Annotated in this window: 19 protein-coding genes; 7 read left to right on the plus strand and 12 right to left on the minus strand. The window is 43.2% G+C overall.

Going from position 1 to position 21,017, the window contains the following annotated elements; all coding sequences use genetic code 11:
* Nucleotide 1 precedes the first annotated feature (1 nt).
* Together MSWHS_RS02950 and MSWHS_RS02955 are read right to left on the minus strand one after the other, a co-directional pair.
* The gene (locus tag MSWHS_RS02950) at nucleotides 2-1,753 is read right to left on the minus strand and encodes a flippase-like domain-containing protein (protein WP_048158732.1); all 1,752 of its coding nucleotides are present in this window, start codon (nucleotides 1,751-1,753) and stop codon (nucleotides 2-4) included.
* A 235-nt stretch (nucleotides 1,754-1,988) separates the two neighbouring features.
* A complete protein-coding gene (locus MSWHS_RS02955) occupies nucleotides 1,989-4,154 on the minus strand; it encodes a DUF2298 domain-containing protein (protein ID WP_048125908.1) in 2,166 nt (721 codons plus the stop codon).
* A gap of 388 nt (nucleotides 4,155-4,542) precedes the next feature.
* On the opposite strand from MSWHS_RS02955, the gene MSWHS_RS02960 reads away from it, so the two are divergent.
* Nucleotides 4,543-5,982, plus strand: coding sequence for an aldehyde dehydrogenase (locus tag MSWHS_RS02960; RefSeq protein ID WP_048125911.1), 1,440 nt, complete (start codon nucleotides 4,543-4,545; stop codon nucleotides 5,980-5,982).
* 71 nt (nucleotides 5,983-6,053) lie between these two features.
* Here the strand turns inward: MSWHS_RS02960 and MSWHS_RS02965 are convergent, their stop codons facing one another.
* From MSWHS_RS02965 to MSWHS_RS02980, 5 genes are all read right to left on the minus strand, one after another.
* Nucleotides 6,054-6,251 carry a zinc ribbon domain-containing protein gene (locus MSWHS_RS02965; protein WP_048125913.1) on the minus strand — a complete coding sequence of 66 codons (198 nt, stop codon included), beginning with the start codon at nucleotides 6,249-6,251 and terminating at the stop codon, nucleotides 6,054-6,056.
* A gap of 14 nt (nucleotides 6,252-6,265) precedes the next feature.
* Complete coding sequence (gene tnpA, locus MSWHS_RS02970; RefSeq protein WP_048158733.1) at nucleotides 6,266-6,712, minus strand: IS200/IS605 family transposase; 447 nt, start codon at nucleotides 6,710-6,712, stop codon at nucleotides 6,266-6,268.
* A gap of 288 nt (nucleotides 6,713-7,000) precedes the next feature.
* Nucleotides 7,001-7,270: a DUF3303 domain-containing protein gene (locus MSWHS_RS02975; RefSeq protein ID WP_048125918.1), complete on the minus strand. Its 270-nt coding sequence runs from the start codon at nucleotides 7,268-7,270 to the stop codon at nucleotides 7,001-7,003.
* A 62-nt stretch (nucleotides 7,271-7,332) separates the two neighbouring features.
* Complete coding sequence (locus MSWHS_RS19955; protein ID WP_156151184.1) at nucleotides 7,333-7,497, minus strand: hypothetical protein; 165 nt, start codon at nucleotides 7,495-7,497, stop codon at nucleotides 7,333-7,335.
* Nucleotides 7,498-7,653: 156 nt separating this feature from the next.
* Nucleotides 7,654-8,961, minus strand: a complete 1,308-nt coding sequence (locus MSWHS_RS02980) for an NAD(P)/FAD-dependent oxidoreductase (RefSeq protein WP_048125920.1) — start codon at nucleotides 8,959-8,961, stop codon at nucleotides 7,654-7,656.
* 260 nt (nucleotides 8,962-9,221) lie between these two features.
* On the opposite strand from MSWHS_RS02980, the gene MSWHS_RS02985 reads away from it, so the two are divergent.
* Nucleotides 9,222-11,936, plus strand: a complete 2,715-nt coding sequence (locus tag MSWHS_RS02985) for a cation-translocating P-type ATPase (protein ID WP_052722542.1) — start codon at nucleotides 9,222-9,224, stop codon at nucleotides 11,934-11,936.
* A 76-nt stretch (nucleotides 11,937-12,012) separates the two neighbouring features.
* Here the strand turns inward: MSWHS_RS02985 and MSWHS_RS02990 are convergent, their stop codons facing one another.
* From MSWHS_RS02990 to MSWHS_RS03000, 3 genes are all read right to left on the minus strand, one after another.
* Nucleotides 12,013-13,194, minus strand: a complete 1,182-nt coding sequence (locus MSWHS_RS02990; protein WP_048125925.1) for a cation:proton antiporter — start codon at nucleotides 13,192-13,194, stop codon at nucleotides 12,013-12,015.
* 69 nt (nucleotides 13,195-13,263) lie between these two features.
* Nucleotides 13,264-13,911, minus strand: a complete 648-nt coding sequence (locus MSWHS_RS02995) for an HPP family protein (protein ID WP_052722543.1) — start codon at nucleotides 13,909-13,911, stop codon at nucleotides 13,264-13,266.
* Between the two features lie 382 nt (nucleotides 13,912-14,293).
* A complete protein-coding gene (locus tag MSWHS_RS03000) occupies nucleotides 14,294-15,940 on the minus strand; it encodes a flippase activity-associated protein Agl23 (RefSeq protein WP_048125927.1) in 1,647 nt (548 codons plus the stop codon).
* Between the two features lie 80 nt (nucleotides 15,941-16,020).
* Between MSWHS_RS03000 and MSWHS_RS03005 the strand changes: the two genes are divergently transcribed.
* The 4 genes from MSWHS_RS03005 to crcB (MSWHS_RS03020) all read left to right on the plus strand — a co-directional run bounded on the left by MSWHS_RS03005 (nucleotide 16,021) and on the right by crcB (MSWHS_RS03020) (nucleotide 18,420).
* Nucleotides 16,021-16,314: a ubiquitin-like small modifier protein 1 gene (locus MSWHS_RS03005; RefSeq protein ID WP_048158734.1), complete on the plus strand. Its 294-nt coding sequence runs from the start codon at nucleotides 16,021-16,023 to the stop codon at nucleotides 16,312-16,314.
* A 20-nt stretch (nucleotides 16,315-16,334) separates the two neighbouring features.
* Nucleotides 16,335-17,525 (plus strand): gephyrin-like molybdotransferase Glp, encoded by a 1,191-nt coding sequence (gene glp, locus MSWHS_RS03010; RefSeq protein ID WP_048125931.1) that lies wholly within the window; start codon nucleotides 16,335-16,337, stop codon nucleotides 17,523-17,525.
* Between the two features lie 142 nt (nucleotides 17,526-17,667).
* Nucleotides 17,668-18,048, plus strand: a complete 381-nt coding sequence (crcB, locus tag MSWHS_RS03015; RefSeq protein WP_048125933.1) for a fluoride efflux transporter CrcB — start codon at nucleotides 17,668-17,670, stop codon at nucleotides 18,046-18,048.
* A gap of 3 nt (nucleotides 18,049-18,051) precedes the next feature.
* Nucleotides 18,052-18,420: a fluoride efflux transporter CrcB gene (crcB, locus tag MSWHS_RS03020; protein ID WP_048125935.1), complete on the plus strand. Its 369-nt coding sequence runs from the start codon at nucleotides 18,052-18,054 to the stop codon at nucleotides 18,418-18,420.
* A 291-nt stretch (nucleotides 18,421-18,711) separates the two neighbouring features.
* Here crcB (MSWHS_RS03020) and MSWHS_RS20825 read toward each other — a convergent pair whose 3' ends face one another.
* Complete coding sequence (locus MSWHS_RS20825; RefSeq protein WP_197074012.1) at nucleotides 18,712-18,885, minus strand: DUF5350 domain-containing protein; 174 nt, start codon at nucleotides 18,883-18,885, stop codon at nucleotides 18,712-18,714.
* A 479-nt stretch (nucleotides 18,886-19,364) separates the two neighbouring features.
* Between MSWHS_RS20825 and MSWHS_RS03025 the strand changes: the two genes are divergently transcribed.
* A complete protein-coding gene (locus MSWHS_RS03025) occupies nucleotides 19,365-20,084 on the plus strand; it encodes a YkgJ family cysteine cluster protein (RefSeq protein ID WP_048125937.1) in 720 nt (239 codons plus the stop codon).
* A gap of 39 nt (nucleotides 20,085-20,123) precedes the next feature.
* Here the strand turns inward: MSWHS_RS03025 and MSWHS_RS03030 are convergent, their stop codons facing one another.
* A complete protein-coding gene (locus tag MSWHS_RS03030; protein WP_048125939.1) occupies nucleotides 20,124-20,810 on the minus strand; it encodes a 2,5-diamino-6-(ribosylamino)-4(3H)-pyrimidinone 5'-phosphate reductase in 687 nt (228 codons plus the stop codon).
* Nucleotides 20,811-21,017: the final 207 nt, after the last annotated feature.

The raw sequence follows: 21,017 nt of genomic DNA on the forward strand, positions 1-21,017 counted from the left end.
ATCACATCCCTTTCAGCGTGTCGGTATTCGTTGAGAGAACTTCTCTCCATTTGAGCCCGAGTCCCGAGAGGGCGAGCCCGCCTCCAAGCAATGTGATCGAGTTCTTTATTATGTGGTCAAGCACGGCGACTGTAAACCCGAGTTCTGGCCTGATTCCTCCAAGCCCGAACACTGCAGTAAGGGCTACTTCATATGTTCCTATAGCTCCAGGAGTGATTGGAAACGTTTTTACAATGTTCCCGAGGGCTACTGCCAGGAAGACCAGGGAGATGGTGAACGCTGAAGACATATCTCCCCCGGCTGTCGGAAAGGCTTTCAGAACCAGAAAACAGGTAAGGATATCCATACCCCATATGAATAGGGAGGATGCAACCACTGTAAGAAACGCCCCGGGACGGACAGCAACAACGCTTATCTGGTGAACAAAAGTAGATACAAATCCTTTTATTTTATGGAGAGGTTCGCCAGAAGAAATCACAGAAGCCTTTTTCCCCCCACTCTTTGTCATGCGGCCTTCTCTGAAAGATAATGCAAAGAGAGCTATAAAGAAAAAGAGAACTGCAAGCCCTGAGAATTTGATCAGGGACTCCATCCAGGAAGCAATTTCAAACCTCGTAGTTACACCTGAAGAAGCAAGTGCGGCAATGAAAGTTATTGCAATTATGTCAAAGACCCTTTCTACGGTCAAAGAGGAAAGGCTCGTTGTAAAGGCAAGATCTTTACTTTTTTTCAGGATATACATCCTGCTCAGGTCTCCTATTCGTGCAGGGAGGATCACATTTGCAGACTGGCTGATGAAAATGCTCCCCGTAAGAAAGCCAAGTCCGTAGTGGTTTCCGAGTCTGTTAAGGATCTGCTGGAAACGGATCCCTCGGAGCGGCCAGGAAATGCAGTAAACAAGAGAAGCAAGAGCCAGGGTACTCAGAGACGCCTGCTTGATATTTTCCAGAACAGAGGAAGCGCCCAGAAAGGTTGCAGCAAGGGCAAGAATCAGAAGGGCAAGAGAAGCTGTAATAAATAGCTTTCCTTTCCCAGAAAAAAGCCCCGGAAAAAAAAGTTCCCACCACAGGCGGAAAATCTCAGATCCCATTCCAAGAATATCCTTTACGAAATTGACCTTACTTGACTCTCCATGCCTCCAGTAGACAGGAAACTCCAGAACCCTATACCCCCGGTGCTGAGCCCTGACCAGCAATTCGGTGTCCCAGAACCAGTGCTGATTCTCAACTTCATCGAGCAAATCAAAAAGAGGGTCTCTCCTGAAAGCTTTGAAACCGCATTGGTGGTCGTAGAGTTTTGAATGCAAAAGAAGCCGCACAAGGGAGTTATATCCTCTACTTGCAAACTCCCGTTTGAAAGGTCTTTTTGCATCGCTTTCGGGTATTATTCTCGAACCGGTGGCAAAATCATAGCCACCCGTACTTACAGCTCTGACCAGTTTTTCCAGATAGCTCATATCTGTTGCAAGGTCCACATCAATATAGCAGAGCACTTCTCCTGAGGCTGCCTTAAAAGCCCTGTTCAGGGCTCTTCCCCTGCCCTGTCGTTCCTCGGAATGCAGGTGTTTGACATAAGAGTACTGTTCCGAAAGCTGGAAAGCTATCTGGTCCGTACCGTCCGTGCTCCCATCCTCTGCTATGATGATCTCAAAGGAATCAGTTATCTTTGAAAGAGTCTCTGCTGTTATCGAGACCGTATTTTCTATTCTGGCGGCTTCATTATAAGCGGGCAGAACTACCGAGACGCTGATTATGCGAACAACCTCTTAACATTTATGATAATAATCTGGTTTTTTTTGCCTGAGCCATTTTTTCTCTGAAAAACAGACAATTATAATGTCCCTTTTACGTAATGTCCCTTTTACGTAATGTCCCTTTTAAGTAATGTCCCTTTTACGTAATGTCCCTTTTAAGTAATGTCCCTTTTACGTAATGTCCCTTTTAAGTAATGTCCCTTTTACGTAATGTCCCTTTTAAGTAATGTCCCTTTTACGTGCCTTTCTTTAATTTATATATTGTGACTGTATCCCGATAAACTGGTTCAAAATAGGTTTCATTCTCAAATTTATCCAGGTTTATGGAATACACCTGCTGTTCAAGTTTACCGATATACACATAGCTTACGTTATATTTATCCATAAGCTCCAGGGCTCTCTTTTCATTGCCAGTGCAATAAATCGAGCGAACATCTTTTATCCTCTTTTCCACTTCTTTGTGGTTTCTTCCCCAGAACCTCTCGTGTCTTGTCCACCCGATGACTGTGGGGAGCCCGGTATTTGCAGAGACCCTGGACGTGTAACTGTAACTGCTACCATCTTCAGAAGCTTCAAGAACTATCGGAGATCCTTTAATATTTTCCTGCATCCACCGTATGGCATTGTAATCTCCCCTATCCAGTTTCTTCATGTATTCTATCCCGTCAAGAGTGGGCCTGGCATTCGTATCATTAATTCTTGTAAAGGTTGATACTACAGGAAAAAAGACACAGGAAATAACTAGTAGCACAAGTACAGTTGACCATGCCTTCTTTATATAAGCCCCCTTCAAAAAAGCTCTATTTTCGGACTCACCCCGGTAACGGAAATGAAGTTCATAGTACGAATAAGAGGCTGCAATAGCAAGGAAAATCCATAAATGCATGTAAAATTTGAAAACCGTGTTCATACGGGCAAAATTGCCTGATATTGGGTCATCAAGAAAAACAACTTCGCATAGAAGGGCAATGAAGGCGGCTGTCGCTATTAGAAGAGATACAAATCCTGTCGTGCTTCTTTCCGGAAGATCCTTCAGGAATAAATACAGAGAAAGGACAAGCAGGGGAAAAAGGACCGCAATCAGGGGAATAGACCATGCAGCAGAAAGAAGTGCTGATACCCCTACCCATAGGATAAAAAACCCGATTTTTCTTCTGGAGTTCAGGCGAGGTACAAGGAAAGAGAAGGTTAAAAACAGGAAAAGTCCGAAAAGGATCAGGAATTTATCAATCGTTGTCCTGAGTTCCGGTACAACAAAATCAAATCCTCCTGCTGCTTGAGGGTTAAAGGACAGATAAAAGGGCAAATATGGCAGGAAGCTGAAGATAGAAACAAGAATGACTGATTTGGAAAATCCTGCAATGAAACCGAATAATTTTTTATTATGAATATAATGCCCGCAATAAAATGCAAAGATAACCAAAAGTGCCAGGCTGAAGTACACCGGGAAATCCCAGGAATTAGAGGGGAACAAAAAACCCAGAGCTATTGAAAATGTAATGAAGGCCAGGCTATTTTCAAATATTGTGTGTTCACTTTTCCTGAGGTAGATATTCAGGAGAAATACAAGTACAAGCAACTGAAACGGAATTGCAAGCAGATGAGGGTGCAGGTCCCCGTGTATGAAAGTGAAATATGGAAACTCGTTTATCGTAAAAGGAATAACTCTCGAACTGCTCCAGTAATACCCTCTTGAAACCTGTTCCTTGAGAACATACATGGATACGAATTCTATAAGTCCCTGCAAATTTCCAAGCAGCATCCCGGACCCCGCAGTAAGGAGTCCATACCGGATTTTACCATGAGTGAGGTTATACCCGATGCCGAAAAAGAGGTTGAAGGAAAGAGCAAAAGTAAAGGCAATTGCCAGGTTAAAAAGGATGGTAGGTTTGACAGCACTGAGTTTTCCCAGAACGCCCACGGAAAGATATCCGAAATAATAGTAAAAATCCAGAAACTCGCCTGCAAACCAGGGATCAGCCGGAGGAAAAGAGGAAGTCTTTATTACTACATTTAAAAAGGCAAAGTCCATAAATTTCTCGTGCATGTATATTTCCGGAAGGTGCACGCGTACAAGTAAGAAAAAAAAGAATCCTGCGAGGAACACGAGTTCATTGACGAGCAGAACTTTTCTTTCGGGGAAAATCTTCTGTTTCCGATAAAGACCAATTGACAGTAGGCAAGGAACAAGGAATGAGATCAAGATCGTAGTATGGTTAAAACCCCATATGTAAGAGAATATCCAGGAAAAATAGGCAACAAGTATAATTCCCAGAGTTTTTGCTGCCGAAGCACCCCTATCAGCCAGCCTGTTTCCAGCATTTCCAGCAAGTGGGATAGAAATCAAACCCAGGATCTCTATAATAAAAAACCATAAAATTACTTGAAGGCAATCTGACACTGTTCTCTGTACCTGCCTGTGAAAGTTATTCTTTTAGCTACTGACAAATTGCAGTCCGGAAAGTAAACTCCGACGTCAAATCCTGCAAAATGTCTTTCCTGACGTATTTAACCTCATGTAATCATCTGGAGTCCCACTCTTATTCTCCAGAAAAGTCTCTGAAGCCTCTTTGAGCCTTTTATGATAAGTGTCCCACAAGTCCGTTTTTTTTGTTTATGTCAGGAGATCCTGTATTTGATACAATGTAATTTGTAAATATACTTATATTTCTGTCGAACAGGAATTTGTTTTTCTTTTTACTCTCGCTGTATTCTTCGCCCCTTTCATTTAAACTATTATCTCAAAGTCATACTATTTTTTGTTAGTTTAAAATAGGTCTTCGCAAATAATGGTAGCTATGAAAATGCAGATTAACGGAAAAGCTGTGGAAGCATGCGGTGGCGAGTTTTTTGATGTTAAAAATCCTGCAACAGGTGAACTTATCGAGCAGGTTCCCCGGGGCACAGAAGAGGATGTGGCTTCAGCAGTCGAAGCTGCTTCATCAGCTTTCTCAGGCTGGGCTTCCGCATCTGCACAGCATAGGGGGGGAGTTTTTTACAGAGCTGCAGAAATTGTCCGGCAGAGGAAGGATGCGCTTGCTGCCCTGCTTACGCAAGAACAGGGAAAGCCTCTTGCAGAAGCCCGAAACGAAATAGAAGGTTTTGCACATGTCCTTGAATATTACTGCGGACTTGCAGGCAGCCTGCGAGGGGACTTCATTCCGGTCCCGGGAAATGGGTATGCTTTTACCGTAAAAAACCCTCTCGGGGTCTGTGCAGCCATAATTCCCTGGAACATGCCTGCTTTGATTATGGGCTGGAAAATTGCCCCTGCTCTTATTTCGGGGAATACTTTTGTGCTGAAACCGGCAAGTAACACTCCCCTTACAAACCTTACCCTTGCTTCTATTCTTGGGGAAGCCGGGTTGCCTGCAGGTGTGCTGAATGTGGTCACAGGACCTGGGGAGACAGCAGGAGAAAGTCTTGTTCGCAGTCCGGATGTAAGAAAAATTTCTTTTACAGGAGAAGCCCGAACCGGAAAACGAGTAGTTGAACTTGCAGCCCACGGGATGAAAAGGGTTACTCTTGAGCTGGGTGGAAGTGACCCTATGCTTGTGTGTGACGATGCCGATCTTGAAAGTGCTGCTGCTGGAGCCCTTAGAGGGAGGTTTTACAACTGCGGTCAGACCTGTACCGCTGTCAAGAGGCTGTATGTTTTTGAATCCATAGCTGAAGAATTCATAAAAAAGCTTGAAACAGGTGTTCGGAGCTTAAAAATAGGAAACGGGCTGGACAAAAATACTAATATTGGACCTCTTAACAATCGCCATCAGTGGGACTATATAAAAGAGCTCACAGCCGAAATTGAGGAGAATGGCGCAGGCAGGATAATTACCGGAGGAAAAGTACCTGCGTTCAAAGGTTCTGATAAAGGGTACTTCTTTGAACCTACCCTTGTTTCGGATGTACCCGAAGACTCCAGACTTTTGAAAGAAGAGGTTTTTGGGCCTTTGCTGCCCGTGGTGACGGTAAAAGACCTGGATGAGGCAATAGGGGAGGCAAACAGTGTCGGTTATGGGCTTGGGGCGTCCATCTGGACAAAAAATTTAGACCGGGCACGTGTAGGATGTGAACAGTTAAATGCAGGGATCATATGGATCAACCAGCATCTGAAGATAGCTCCCGAAGTTCCTTTCGGAGGAGTTAAAGAGAGTGGTTTTGGAAGAGAAAATGGACCTGATGCCCTTTCTGAATATCTGGAAACAAAAACCATAATGTTAAAGACTTGAAATAGAGCTGAGTAGTGAACTATCCCACCCTGTTTTCTGATGAAAGCGAGGACGGAACTTCCTTCGAGTGATTACGTCACCTGGATATTTGCAGTGATGCAAGTATCCATCTGTAATCCTGTTTGTTGAAGATTATCTGAAAAACTCTGATAGCCTGTCCACAAAGCATTCTGTGATAAGAATCGCTTCATGATATTGATAGCACTATTTCTATCTCTATCAATAACGTTTCCACAATCACATTTCATAGTTATTTCCCAAAGAGGCATATCGTGTCTTTTCTTCAGTTGGATTGATCTTTATCTTCTTCGTCAGATGCATATTTGCCTTGATTCTCCACATATTGCTTCAGTATATCTAAGGTTACTTGTCCTTCAAAGATTACTTGCCCCGTCGATGCGATAAAATACGATCTTGACCAGAAAGTATCTTTCCATAACATAGTTTTTACTTCAGGGAAGTTTTTACGAATCTCTCTTGAAGTTATTGTTTTTATGGTGTTGATATATTTTGGAATATCAAGCGAAGGTTTTGCTGAAAATAATAAGTGAAAATAGTCTTCGTCACACTCTATATTCAGTACTTCAACATCGAATGTTTCACTTATGTTATAGATTTTAGTTTTTAGAAAATCAACAACTAAAGGGTTCGTTAGAGCTTTTCTCCTATATTTCACATACTGAATTAAATGATAATGGGGTGAATATAAAAAATGGCCCTTAAGATCCAGTTTTTACTATATAGTTATATTTATATTGATGTAACTATAAGTATTAATAATTATGTTACTGTTGTTTTGTAGAAGTTGATGGCTCTCATCCCCCACCTACCAGCCTTCGGCTGTCGAGGAAGGGGACTTCCCGCCTTAGAGTTAAAGAATAGAATTTGATAAAACAGAATTGAATAAGTCCCTTTGCTTTAGAACTATAATATAAAGATTTTCGATGAGCCTCGATCAGCCGGCTCACCGACTTCCTTTTAGAAATTGATTAATGAACTGATATCTTTTCCTTGTAGCTTACTTTTTGTACTTGGGCAGAAGCTGCATGAATTCTGAAGCTTCCATTACGGGGACGCTGTCAATCACGCAGACATCTGACCAGGGCAGGTTGAAGGCTCCGTAAGCCTCGGCACTTTCTGCTTCGTAAAGAATGTAATAGCGGTTTCCGGAAAGGTCAACCCACTGGTTGATGACATCAATTCCCTCAGGAATGTTCAGTTTCTTGAAGTGTTCAAGGATCTTATCGCGATTCTCAGGGTCCCAGGTACTAACGTCCATGAATAACATCTTATACCACTCCTTTTATTTTTTATGCCGCCCATACCCCTTCCTGGAAGCTCAGGCAGCCTCTATTCAGCATGCGGGTTCTTTATTGAGAGCTCAACCTTAAGGAAAACATGTGTGTTCCCCTCTACCATCCCCTTACAGGTATGACCTGTGTGCCCCCAAAAAGCCGGTTTACGGCAGAATTCAGAACATTTTTTAGTTTTCTCTGTCTCTCCTTTATCTGTCACTCCCAAATCCCCATGAGTGACAAATCCGGTAAGACAGGCAGCCTTGCAGAAAGAAGTTCTACAGGCACAAACAGTATAATATCATCCCTTAGGCTATATAATAGTTCGTCCGAAGGGATTGTTTTGAGTTAAATATTCTCATTAATATACATAACTTTATTTTTCTTTCGTCAGCAGTTCGGCTGATTCAAACCCGGCTTTTACCGAACCGTTCATACTCCTTTCCGGATAATTGGTTGAGGAGAACATACCTGCAAGGTAAAGCCCGGATGGGCCTGCAGCAAAAGGAAGTACATTTTTAAGATAGCCCTGTTCGTATACAGGAGCGGTATCTGTTCTGCGGTAGAGCTTCGTCCAGCGAACCCATTCTCTTGAGAATTCGGGAAACATTTTTTCGAGCCCGCTTAGATAAGAATCAAGAATATTTTCTTCTTTTTGAGTCCAGAGGGCACTCTTTTTGTCCTGGAAATAGGACGTCACATAGACCAGATGTTCCCCATAGTCTTCAAGAGGCAAATAATTGGTGTGTTCGATTACAGCTCCAAAAGGCACATCGGCTTTTATGTTTAACCAGTAATTCCCGTCTTCCATAAGCATCCTGTCAAGCCCTATCAAAGCACACGCCGTCCCTTGATAACGGATATTTTGCAGGGAATCATGCAGAAGCTCAAGCTTGCCTCCGGTGATCCCATCCAGCACCAGTGGTTCTACGGTAGAAATAACTGCATCACAGGCTATAAAATCCCCGTCCACTACTACTCCCTGTACGGCATTGTCTTTGATCACAATTTCCGTTACTTCCTTATTTGTTCGAATCTCTCCCCCATTTGTAGTTATTTCCCCTGACAGGGCTTCCAGAAGATAGTTAAAGCCTCCTCTCATGTACCCCAGTTTTTCTCCTTCTTTTCCCCTATCCGACCTTATTTTCACCCTCCCGATTAGCCAGGCAGCAGATACGTTTTCAGCATTGTCTCCGAATTTACTTTTCATCAAGGGAGCAAAAAAGTTTTCATACACCGACATTCCTGCAGTATCAATTATCCAGTCCTTTGCCTTTATTTGATCATAGGATACAGTGTCTTTTATCAATCTTATCCTTAAGACCAGCAGGCCAAGTTTTGCCAGGTCAAGAATGGAAAGAGGGCTAAAGTGTAAGATCTCAAGAGGTGTGTTCATGGGATAGTTCTTACCATCCACGAAATAGGCGTTTTTTGCTTCCAGCCACAGCATCTGCTTTTCAAGCCCAAGTTCCTTTATAAGGGCAAGAAGTTCCGCATCACTCCTGAATATATGGTGGTAGTACCTTTCAATAAAGTATTTTTTTCCGGAATGTTCCAGAGAGTAGCTTGCTGCCATTCCCCCAATATCCGGATCTTTTTCAAAAATGATTACTTCGTTAGATTTACAGAGCCTGTAACCTGCTGACAAACCGGCAAGTCCACTTCCGATTATTACTATCTTCATGGATACTTTTTCCCTCTATTCATTAATTTTTAAGCTAATTTTGAGAATTGGGCTTCATAACTCTATAATTTCTATATAGAGAAACAGATAAATTCCAAATCTTTTTTACAGGAAAAGCTCTTGTAGAACTATAAATTACAAAAAACCCCTTTGCACATCGATATGTATAACCGCTATATATACATTAAACTCATTTATATTATAGCACAGTACATACTGAGTGCAGAGATATCGGGTTACAAAAAGACGAGGACCAGGGTTTGTACTACGATCAGGAAATTAGCTTGGTTTTTGAGGAGCTGAAGACATCAGAGGAAGGGCTGAGCTCCGGAGAAGCTGAAAAAAGACTGGATGAGTATGGGAAAAACGAACTTAAAGAAAAAGAAAAAGTCTCTGTCTTTCGTCTCTTTCTTTCACAATTTAAAAGTATTTTAATTTTTATCCTGATTATTGCTTCCATTGTTTCGGCTTTACTTGGGGAATCCATTGACGCAATAGTGATTTTATTTACTGTTTTTCTTGCTGGAGTTCTCGGTTTTGTGCAGGAGTACAGAGCTGAAAAAGCAATTGAACTCCTTAAATCCCTGACGTCTCCGGAAGCAGCTGTAATAAGGAATGGAACTGAAAAAAAGATCCCATCATCAGAACTGGTTCCAGGGGACATAATTCTGCTTCAGACCGGAGACCGCATTCCTGCAGATGCCAGGATAATTAAAGAGTTCAACCTTAAAGTTGACGAATCCTCGCTAACCGGGGAATCCGTGTCTGTACAGAAAATTGCCGATTCTCTGCCGGTAGACACTTCTGGAGCTGACAGGAAGAACATGGCCTATGCAGGGACTGCAGTTGCCTATGGAAGAGGAAGGGCTGTTGTCACGGCAACAGGCATGAATACCTCTTTTGGAGAACTTGCCGGGCTTCTTGGGACAATAGAAAGGTCCAAAACCCCTCTGCAGGAAAGCCTCGATAAATTCGGCAGATGGATTGGCGGGGCAACTCTTCTAATTGTAGCTTTTGTTGCAGTTCTCGGGGTTCTTTCCGGCTTTCCCCCTCTTGACATGTTTCTCTGGGGCGTTGCACTTGCAGTTGCTGCTATACCTGAAGCCCTCCCGGCGGTTGTGACAGTAGGGCTCGGGCTCGGAGTAAGGCGCATGGTTAAAAGGCATGCCCTGATCAGAAAACTGCCTTCTGTAGAAACACTTGGGGCTACAGATGTAATCTGTTCTGACAAAACAGGCACGCTTACTCAGAACAAAATGACAGTTGAGAAAATATATGTTAATGGGGAGATCCTCAATGTCACGGGAAATGGATATAATCCCGAAGGACAATTTCTAAAAGGAGATTCCGAAGTAGCAGAGGACGATATACATCTTCGGATTCTTTTGCTGGGGGCAGCTCTCTGCAACGATTCAAACCTTTATAAAGAAGAAGATGGATGGAAAATTACAGGAGACCCGACAGAAGCAGCTCTTATGGTTGCTGCTGCAAAGGCTGGATTTGAAAAATTCGGGCTTGACCGGAAATATCCACGGCTTGGGGAAATACCTTTCTCTTCCGAAAGTAAGAGAATGACCACTTTCAATAAACTGGGGGACAGTCCGGGCAGCTTTCTGAATTCCGAGCTTGCAGCTTTTTCAAAAGGAGCTCCGGAGGTTATTCTTGGTTCGTGTACGAAGATTTTTCTCGACGGTGAAATAAAGGCTTTAACTCCTGAGCAGAAACAGGAGATCTCCGAGCAGGTTAGAGAACTTGCTGATCAGGCTCTGCGGGTTATGTCTCTTTCTTTCCGGCCGCATGAAAAAGGCTTCTCTTTTGAAAAAGTCTCTTCAGGGGAAATCCCTGCAGAGAAGATCGAAGAAGACATGGTCTTTTCAGGATTAATTGGCATGAGAGACCCACCCAGAGAAGAAGCAAAAGCTGCAATCAAAACCTGTGAGGATGCCGGCATTAAGACTGTAATGATAACAGGAGACCATAAGGTTACAGCAGCTGCAATTGCGCGAGAACTCAGAATTTTGAAAGAAAACGATCTCACTCTTACCGGTTCAGAACTTGACAGCCTTGAAGAGAGTGAATTTGAGGACAAAGTTGAAAGGGTCTCAGTTTACGCCCGCGTTTACCCTACCCATAAACTGAGGGTAGTTGAAGCTCTTAAAAAGAAGGGCTATGTTGTGGCGATGACCGGGGACGGGGTAAATGATGCTCCTGCCCTGAAAGCTGCGGATATGGGCATTGCAATGGGCATTACAGGCACCGATGTGAGCAAAGAAGCTTCAAGCATGATCCTTACAGATGATAACTTTGCGTCCATTGTCTCGGCAGTAGAAGAAGGACGAAATATTTTTAAAAATATCAAAAATTTCATCACTTACGGACTCACAGCCCATATCGGGGAAGTCCTGATCGTCCTCATTGCAATTCTGGGCTGGCAGATGCTGCCTTTGCTTGCCGTACAGATCCTGTGGATCAATCTTATTACAGATGGGCTTCCTCCTATGGCTCTGTCTGTTGAACCTCCTGACAGGGGGCTTATGAAACAGAAACCCCGGAACGTTGAGGAAGGGCTTATCACCCGCCGTGAAATCGTTGCCGGGATGGGGTTAGGAGGGCTTATCGCTTCACAGGCACTGATAGTTTTAGTCTGGGCTCTTGACAGCGGTTTCCCGATTTCGAAACTGCAGACTATGATCTTCACCCTTGTGGTCTTTTCAGAGATGTTCAACGCCTTCAACTGGCGTTCTGACAGGTATTCGGTTTTTTCTCTCGGGCTCTTTACAAACAAAGCTCTGGTCTTTGCGGTTCTGACTACGGTGATTCTGCAGTTGATGGTGGTTTATATTCCCTTCTTCCAATTTGCTTTCCGGACAGTCCCCCTTTCCCTTTCTGAGCTGGGAATCATACTGGCTTTAGCTTCCACCACACTCATCTCGATGGAGATTGTAAAGTACCTGAACGTAAGGAGAGCCCACTGACCAAAAAAGATGTGAGTTCATCCGGCTCTCTGCATTATACAACCGGGTTCATGTCCCTCATTCCTGATTAAAACCGTCATGCTTTGATCCTATCATCGGTCTTATTTTTTCTTTCAGTTTGGATCGCAAACTTCAAAAGCGGAGGTGAAATCAGGATGGATATAATTACCATAAAAACCATCGCTGAGAATATTTCCTCGCCGATGATCCCCGTGCTCCTGCCTATAGTCAGCACCACAAGTTCTATCCCTGCCCTTGGCATGACTCCTATCCCGAAGATAAGGCTTTCATAAAAATCAAAACCTATAACTTTTGATCCTATAAAGCCCCCTATTAGTTTTCCAGAGAGGGCTAAGAGGATAATCAGGGGAATCAAAATACCTGCATTTACCAGGTCGTAAAGGTCAATTGAAAAACCTATAAAGGCAAAAAAAAGAGGGATCAATATCCCGTAAGCCAGCCCTTCTACTTTGCTCTGTACGTCCTGGATTTTGGCAAGAGGAATTTCCGAAATTAAGACTCCTCCTATAAACGCCCCTATTGTTACATGGAGCCCAAAAAACTCTGCAAGATAGGCAGAAAAAAGAGCTACAATAACCACAACGGAAAATACTGCTTCTTTTTCATGCATTTTCTGAGCATAGACAAAAATCCTGGGGAAAAAATACTTCCCAAGGATATACATAATCAGCAGAAAGAGCAGGATTTTTCCTGCAATTGTAAGAAAACCTAGAACTGAAGGAATGCAGTTAAAACGGGCAAAAGTAATCACTATGGAAAGCAGAGATATCCCTACAATATCATCAAGGATTGCCGAGAAGAGCATTATTGTTCCGGGTCTGCTGGAAAGATAGTTCTGGTCTATAAGAGTATTGAGCACTGTTCCTATGCTTGTCGGACAGAAAGCAACTGCTATAAAGAGGCTTTGAAGAAAACTGAAATTAAAGATTTTCCCAAGCCCGAAACCGAAAAAAAAAGCAAAAACCACCTGTGAAAATGTAGGAACAAAAGCAACTAATACTGCAGGTTTCAGGTCCCTTAAGCGCACTTCTTTATATCCTGCAGTAAAAAGCAGGAAAATAGCTCCAAGCTGAGCAAAGAAAGCGATTACCACGGTTTCTACGTTAACAAAAAGTACTCCAAGTAAGATGCCTGCAAGAATTTCTCCCATGACTGAAGGGAAACCTGCTCTTTCTGACGCCTCACCCAGAATTTTCACACTGAAAATAAGAAATAGTATCTGAAACAGAGCACTCACTGCTGTTAGTCCTCCACTTTCTTCTCCTGTTCTTTGCCTGAACTTCCATTTTCTCGGAGTTTACCATTCTCAGAGCTTATCTGGATTTTTTCTTCTCCTGCAAATCTCTTTTACGAGATCTTTCTTGGAGATAATTCCTGCCAGTTTTCCATTATCGTTGACGCAGACACGGTCAAACCTGTGCTTCATCATCAGGTCCGAAGCGTCTTTGAGCGTAGCGTCAAGAGAAATTGTCACCGGGTGTGTAATCATTATGTCTCCAGCTTTTCCTCCAAGAGACCTTATAGCCGTAAGAGGGGTATGTTTTGATCTGGGAACCAGGCATAAGAGCAAGATTTCAAGAACGACGTCAAGATCAATGATTCCCACAAGCTCATTTTTCTCATTCACTACTGGAAAAGTATGGTAGGGGAACTTCCCAAAAAGTGAAAAGACTTCTTCCATAGGAGTGTCTTCCCGTACCGTGACCACGTCTCTGGTCATGAGTTCTTTAATTGTTATCCAGAGGCAGCTCTCAAATCTTTCGCCTGTCTGTTCGGATGGCATAAAGTCTTCCAGAAACTCTCCAAGAGTATCGGATAATCCTTCTTCCTTTTCCGAAACTTTTTCCAGAGGTTTCTCTATTCCTTTTTTTCCTCCTCCCCCTTCTTCATTACTGTTTCCTTGAGAGAAGCCCATTCCTGCAAGATTATTTGTTAAAAAGGATATTTTGCCCATAAACAACTCCTATTTAAGGATTCTCCCCTTTTTACATATTATTTGTGTTCGCTTATGGAAATCAGTTGATTTATTCCGAGTCCAAAAAGGGAGACTTTCAGAAATCTCTCCCTGCGCCGCTCGGGGGATGCAGCCGGTCCTCCGTCCCGATAAATAAAAAATTGAAAGCCAGTATCGCGATCAAGAGAAAATATACTGAAGAAATGTCCCACTGAAGAAATGTCCCCCGTTTGAGAGAATACTTCCCCTAACTCCGAGAACCTTTTTTTTAATTCACAGGTAAATACAGGTGTTTTTACATGCTGGCTTCTGGCTCAACTTGGGAAGCAATCGGGATTCATCTGCTCATAAACCTTCAGTCGGAACCCCCTGAGTCTTTATCTCAGGGGTAGTTGACTTCAAGTTTCTTCTTATAATAGAGGGCGAAATCCCTTCCCGGACGTAGAGTAAAGTTGTAAGAGGAGTACTCTTCTTCAGAGATTTCCCTGTACATATCATAGGATGCGGGCACAATAATAGCATCGTATTTACTGCTCGCTGGAGGTTTTGAAGTATATCCTATTTTTTCGTAGTCCCGCAGGTACCAGGGCAGGGGCCAGTACAGTTTATTCGGGTCAACCACGTAAAGTCTCAGAGTTTCAGGCTTTCGGTCAAATCCCTCTATTTTTTCCATGAGCTCCCGAATATCCGGAGAAGCCTGTGTGTACGTCATCAGTTCTGCTGGCTCCATGCTCCTATAGTAATTTACCGAAATACACTGGCTCAGGGAAATTATCAGGGCGAGTGCCAGAATCCCTGCTGTTACATTGCGGGCTTTTCCGGAGTGTTTTACCCTGAGAGGAGGCTTCGGGCCTGTCAGAGGGCTTATACTTCCTCCCAGATGCTCCTGTTCCGGCACTACAGATTCGGTATTTCGGGAAAATATCTCTCCCAGATAAGCTCCTGCCAGGATCCCGAAAGGCAGGACGATATGTACGACGAGCCAGGGGACTTTTTCCTGGAGATAGGAATAGAGCAGCAGGCTGGTAAAGGCCCAGTAACAAAGGAAAAAGAAAAATGAAGCGTTCTGCCTTTTATTTTTCAGGAAATGGAAAAATCCTGCAGCTCCAAAGATTACAACCGGGATCTCATATCGTAGAAGAATGGGGATATAATAGTAAAAGGGTCCTCCTATCCTCTCTATCCTGTGCATTGCCAGCCAGTGAGTAAAAGCCCTTTTTACGATTGAGAAAAGGGAAATATCGTTCCTGAAAAAGCTTGTATAAAAATACATTATTATGAAAATGGAGAACACCCCTGAAATAAGAATTTCAGGGAGGAAGGGTAAAAGAACCGAAGCTTTGCGGAGGAGGGTCTTTTGCAAACTCAGTTTTTCCCTCTTCCAGCTTGAGTAAATCCAGTATAGTAAGCCCATCCCGGCATAAGCTCCGAATATAAGTATGATAATATAGGCGTTTTCCTTTGCAGTTACAGCAAGGGCAAGGGAGGAGGCTGTCAGGATAAGGTAAGGGTACCTCTTTGAGCTGTGGATATTGTCAAGATAGCGGAAGGCACCTATAACAGCCGCCAGGGTGCAGAAAACAATTATCATATCGTTTCTGAAGAACCTTGATATGTAGACCATGCTTGGAGAAAATGCAAGCAAAAACATTGACCAGAGCACTCCGCTCTTTCCCAACTCTTTTTTCAGCAAAAAAAGCAGCAAAATAGTTGCCACTCCGAAAAAGACCGGGACCAGGCGGGCTGTTGTATCGTTTATTCCCAGGAAATGGAAGACGACTGCAGTAGAATGGAAAAGAAAGGGACCGTGGTAGGCTGGATTATAACTGTACTCTCCGCTTTCAAGCAGTTTAAGGGTAAAACTACCGTGTACGCTTTCATCATGATGGAAAACTCTCTCTCCAAGCTCAAATAGCCTGAGAGCCAGGGCAAAAAAAACGATCAGAAGCCCTAAAAGCCTGTACTTTGTATCAGAGAGCCTCAAAGAATTTGCCGAGTCATTCAAATCATCGTATGGACTTTTCTGCATCGTTTCCCAAACCTTCCGGTGATGGCTGCTCCTTATAAGGCATAGGTATATTTAAGGAATAGGATGAAATAGTCTTCTTCATGGCTGAAGTAAAAATTAAGTTATTTGCAAATCTGCGTGAGGCAGCAGGCACACCTGAACTCCTGCTTTCCGGAGAAAAGGTTATTGATGTCCTTTTATCCCTCACAGACAAACATTCCGAGTTAAAAAGTCTTATTTTTGAAAAAAGCGATGAAAAAGGTGATAGCCCGGTCCTTTGCGGCTCAATTAATGTCCTGGTTAACGGGAACAATGTCAGACATCTGGAAGGGCTTGATACTCTCCTTAAGGACTCAGATGAAATTGGAGTTCTACCTCCCGTTTCAGGCGGCTGATTTTTTCAGGGGGCAGGAGTATGGGCAGGATATTTAAAGAACGTACTTCAGTTGATGAAGCTTTACGGCTTTTCCTTGAAAGCATTTCTCCTCTCAGGCACACAGAAGAAGTCTCACTTGAAGCCTGTGCAGGTAGAGTACTTGCAGAGGTTGTAGTTTCCAGGAGGGATGTTCCTCATTACAGGCGTGCTGCAATGGACGGATACGCTGTCAGGGCATCCGATACCCCGGGTGCTTCCCCTGCAAATCCCGTGCTTTTACAGCTTTCTGACAGTATAGAGGAAGGGACCTCTATGTGGGTCCATACCGGAGCCGTGCTGCCGGAAGGAGCTGATGCGGTTGTAATGGTTGAGGATACTGTTACGGTCGGGAACCTGGTTGAAATCCGAGCTCAGGTGCATCCGGGGAGGAATGTGGGACAGGTAGGAGAGGATATTAAAAAAGAAGATCTGGTTTTTGAGGAAGGGCACCTCCTTCGCCCCTGTGATGCTGCAGTACTTGCCTCTCTCGGACTGAACAGGATAAAAGTTTTCCGTAAACCGGTGGTTGCAGTCATCCCCACAGGAGATGAGCTGGTGAGTCGAAAAAAAGCAGGAGAAATTCCTCCGCCGGGAATGGTGCTCGAGACGAATGGACTTATGGCTACCCTCTATGTGGAGAAGTGGGGCGGAATTTCCAGATATGCAGGTATCGTGCCTGACCAGCCTGAGAGCATAAAAGAAGCGATAGAGGCAAATCTGGATGCCGATATGGTCCTTATCTCAGGCGGAACTTCAGTTGGTAAAAGGGACCATGCACCCGAGGTTGTCGAATCCCTGGGAAAACTGCTTGTACACGGTGTAGGAGTTAGCCCCGGAAAGCCAGTAGCCCTTGGAGTCATAGATAATATTCCTGTGGTTTGCCTTCCAGGCTATCCGGTTGCCGGACTTGTTGCTCTATACCTTTTTGTCCGCCATGGAATCCGAAAGCTGGGTTCCATACCAGAAGTACCGGAATTTGTCCTTAGAAAGCGTCTGGCTGCAAAAATAAGTTCAAAAATAGGGTATGTTAATTTTATCCGCGTCGTTTTTGAAGGGGACATGATACGCCCACTTATGGGAAAGGCAGGTGTCCTGAGTTCGGTTGCGAAGGCTGATGGCTATGTGCTCGTGCCTGAGAACCTGGAAGGCTATGAAGAGGGACAGGAAGTGAACGTCTACCTTATCGAGTAAAATCGAGATAGAAACATGTACAGCCATCTTTTACTAATTTTTCCTTCTCTGAATATGAATAATATTTTATACTAACAGGCGGTAATGGGAATGACATAACCGTCCTGTACTCCAATTTTTAATAATAATATCAGTGAAGAAAATGCCCTCTCCAGATAAAGAAATGGATAAGATTTTTTTAATAGGAGTCGGCGGCTTTCTAGGAGCCGTTTGCCGATTTTTGCTCTGTGAGCTTGTGGAAGGGCAGCTTGGCATCCTCTCTGTAAACGTACTTGGGAGTTTCTTGCTGGGCATGATAATGTACGACACTGAGTACCTGGGCTTCATAGGTCCTAAGGGAAGGATCGCATTCGGAACAGGGTTTATGGGAGCATTTACAACCTTTTCCACATTTGCAGTTCAGTCTTTCAGCATGCCTTTTATTCCTGCCCTTGAAAACGTCAGCGCCAATCTCTTTCTTACCCTTACAGGTGTGTTCTTCGGCAGGAGTGTTATAAAAGCCCTTTCAAGCAGGGAGATCTGAGGCATGTTCCCCACTTCAGGCATCGGAGAACTCTTTTTGATAGGCACGGGCGGTTTCATAGGGGCATCTCTCCGCTATACGGTTTCAAGCCGTGTACCAATAATCCAGAATATCCCTGCAGGAACCCTTACAGTAAACCTTCTGGGCAGCATAGTTCTTGCACTCTTTACTTTTTCCTCTGAACCGGAATCAATGGTCTATCTGGTAAACATAGGAATTCTTGGCTCCTTTACAACCTTCTCCACCTTTGCCTATGAAACGTTCAGGTTGCTTGAGGACGGGCAAAACGTTTCATTTTTCCTCAATATCTTTCTAAATGTTATTCTCTGCCTTCTGGGTGTAAGCATCGCATATCTTGCCCTCATGCTTTAAGTTTGAATATATCGCCTGGGGAGGTTACTTAGGGCAGGTTAAAAAGATTGTTTAATGGCTATTTCAGTCGTCCTGCCCACTTTGAGTTATTATTTGAAAGCATCAGCTGTTAGAAATAGCGAATTAAAAATCCGGATTTGCAATCGAGTTGCCTTGGATGGGGTAATCTCTTGAGAATTAATGTAAAAAAAGACTATTATTTCTCTAAAAAATATAACTAAGTAGCTATAAAATTTAACTAAGTAGCTAAAAAATATAACTAAAAATGGTAAAATAGAAAAACCCTTAAAATCACTTTACAAGGGCTTTTGCAGATCTTCTTATGAAACGCCTCTTGTGACCTGAAGATGTGAAGCGCTGTGAAGGTCCGGGGTGTGCTTTTTGAGATTTCGATTTCTGGACCTTAATTACTCTGCCTTTTCTGCCTTTTACCTTTACCCAATCAATGCTGCCGGTTTTACCCATTATCATTCCTCGTTAATTTTGATTTGAATTTATTCTGTATTTGTTTTAACTTATAGTGATTTATTCACTATCATATTCGCCTTATTGCTGACCACTTCTGTTTGCCGCGGATTTTTTTCCTTCAGCAGTGTTTAAGCAAAGAGGTATTTTGATTCGATGATGTGTCAAATCGAAAATCTTTCAATTATCTTAATTGGAATACTTGATATTCCTTGAAGCCTGAAAGTAAGAAATTATAAGTTTCATCAAGCCTTGAGTTTATCATAAAGAGAAATGCTAGTAATTAAATGTTACGGACATTCCCCGAAATTCGGGCATAAAAATGTGGGAGATATGCACAAAATATAAATAATTCTACCTCCGGAAGATGCATATAGATCCATCTGAAACTGCATAGGTACCAGGATAATTCCAGAAAGGATGAAGAGCAGGATCGATGAATAGCAGGACAAATTTTAAATTATTATTTTCTGAAAAAGGTGATTTCCGTAAAAAATAATCTTATTGAAACCAGGCTTGCCGAAGTGCGAGAGGAACTTCTGGATTTGAAAAGCTTCCCTGAATCTGAATTTGTCGGCATAATCAAAGAACTGGGATTCAGGTGCGAACTCTGTGCCCGCTGCTGCACTAAAGAGTTTAACGACCATGTGTTTCTGCTTGATTCAGACCTGGATAGTATAAAGCAAATAGACCCGGATGCAATCACTCCTGCCCCTTATTACGAGTTTTGCGACCAGAAAGGCAGGTTTTACGTTTCCGGCTATGCTCTTAAAACAAAGCCTGATGGCTCCTGCATTTTCCTGGAAAATAAGAGGTGCAGGATTTATGAAGGGCGCCCTTTAATCTGCAGGGTATATCCTCATATGCTGCATAGGGAAGCTGATGAAACAGGAAAAGTAGACTGGCGGCAGATAAGCGGCTTAAACGAGCATGGAAGCTATCATTCAGAACTCGACAACTCGACATGTGAAGAACTTGCACAGGAGACTAGGGCGTATGAAGAAGCTTACCTTGTGCAGATGATTGGTTTTCTCGAAGCTATGAGGATTCACTTCAGGAAGAACCGCTTAAAACACGTCCAGAGTATATACGACCGCAAAATGAGGGAATTCCTTAAAGGGGAATGCGAACTGGAAGTTTTTGTATACTGCAAAGGTGGGTTTGAAATACAAAAACTCAGGCATAGATCATATAGGTAACCGGCAAAATTTTTGAAAAATAGTCAGAAAAGGAAAATTTCAGTTCCTTTTCCCTTTGACCTTCCACTTAAGAAGTATTCCGTCCTCAATTCTTTCAGCCGAAACCAATTCAAGTCCATAGAGTTCGGTTTCCTTAAAACCTTCCCCATCCATAAAAGTCGGGGCTGTTTTTCCTCCTATGATAAGGTTTCCAACGAAAGTGTAGATCTCGTCAACAAGGCCTGCGGAGAGCATACCCCAGTTAAGGGTTGCACCCCCTTCGACCATGAGGGTGTTTATGCCCATTTCCTTTAATGTTCCTGCAAGCTCTAAAAGGTCAACTTTAAGGTCTCCTGTTTTAATGACCAGAGCTTTTTCTTCCAGAGTTTTGATTTTTTCTGCAGGAGCTGAATTCGAAACAGCAATTATCCTGAGCCCTTCTCCTTTTTTGAATATATCGGCGTCCAGAGGGGTTCTTGCGGCACTGTCCACAATAATCCTTATCGGGCTTTCGCTTTTTCCGGCGGTTTTTCTGGCGGCTTTCCTTTCAGCAGATTTTACAGTCAGGCTGGGGTCATCGGCAAGTACGGTTCCTATCCCTACCATGATTGCATCTACCTGAGCTCTGAGTTCATCCACTCTCTCAAAATCAAGTTTTCCAGAGATCTTTACCTGCTTTCTCTCTTTTGTTGAGAGCTTGCCGTCAGCTGACATAGCAGAGTTTATAAAAATGAAGGGCCTGTCCATATTATGTCTCCTGAAGAAAAAGTCTTAAATTGAGAGGCACTTTGTATAAAAGTAGCTTTCCAGTATTCGAATTCTGGAATAGACATGGTATTTGACTTTAAGTTCGTTTTTCTTTCCGTTTTTTCGGGCTGTATTTATTTTTTGACTGAAATTGGTTTGAGCAGGGACCTGAACTATTTCTGACCCGGCTCAAAATTGTTTTCAGTC

It is taken from the genome of Methanosarcina sp. WWM596 (assembly GCF_000969965.1).
Classification (GTDB): domain Archaea; phylum Halobacteriota; class Methanosarcinia; order Methanosarcinales; family Methanosarcinaceae; genus Methanosarcina.

Bases quoted from the DNA above. Each gene is read 5' to 3' on its own strand.
- MSWHS_RS02975 (WP_048125918.1), bottom strand. From the start codon at position 7,270: ATGTTATTCATGGACGTTAGTACCTGGGACCCTGAGAATCGCGATAAG.
- MSWHS_RS03000 (WP_048125927.1), bottom strand. From the start codon at position 15,940: ATGCAGAAAAGTCCATACGATGATTTGAATGACTCGGCAAATTCTTTG.
- glp (WP_048125931.1), top strand. From the start codon at position 16,335: ATGGGCAGGATATTTAAAGAACGTACTTCAGTTGATGAAGCTTTACGG.
- MSWHS_RS02960 (WP_048125911.1), top strand. From the start codon at position 4,543: ATGGTAGCTATGAAAATGCAGATTAACGGAAAAGCTGTGGAAGCATGC.
- MSWHS_RS02980 (WP_048125920.1), bottom strand. From the start codon at position 8,961: ATGAAGATAGTAATAATCGGAAGTGGACTTGCCGGTTTGTCAGCAGGT.
- MSWHS_RS02965 (WP_048125913.1), bottom strand. From the start codon at position 6,251: ATGCCTCTTTGGGAAATAACTATGAAATGTGATTGTGGAAACGTTATT.
- MSWHS_RS03005 (WP_048158734.1), top strand. From the start codon at position 16,021: ATGGCTGAAGTAAAAATTAAGTTATTTGCAAATCTGCGTGAGGCAGCA.
- crcB (WP_048125933.1), top strand. From the start codon at position 17,668: ATGCCCTCTCCAGATAAAGAAATGGATAAGATTTTTTTAATAGGAGTC.
- MSWHS_RS02995 (WP_052722543.1), bottom strand. From the start codon at position 13,911: ATGGGCAAAATATCCTTTTTAACAAATAATCTTGCAGGAATGGGCTTC.
- MSWHS_RS20825 (WP_197074012.1), bottom strand. From the start codon at position 18,885: ATGGGTAAAACCGGCAGCATTGATTGGGTAAAGGTAAAAGGCAGAAAA.
- MSWHS_RS03030 (WP_048125939.1), bottom strand. From the start codon at position 20,810: ATGGACAGGCCCTTCATTTTTATAAACTCTGCTATGTCAGCTGACGGC.
- crcB (WP_048125935.1), top strand. From the start codon at position 18,052: ATGTTCCCCACTTCAGGCATCGGAGAACTCTTTTTGATAGGCACGGGC.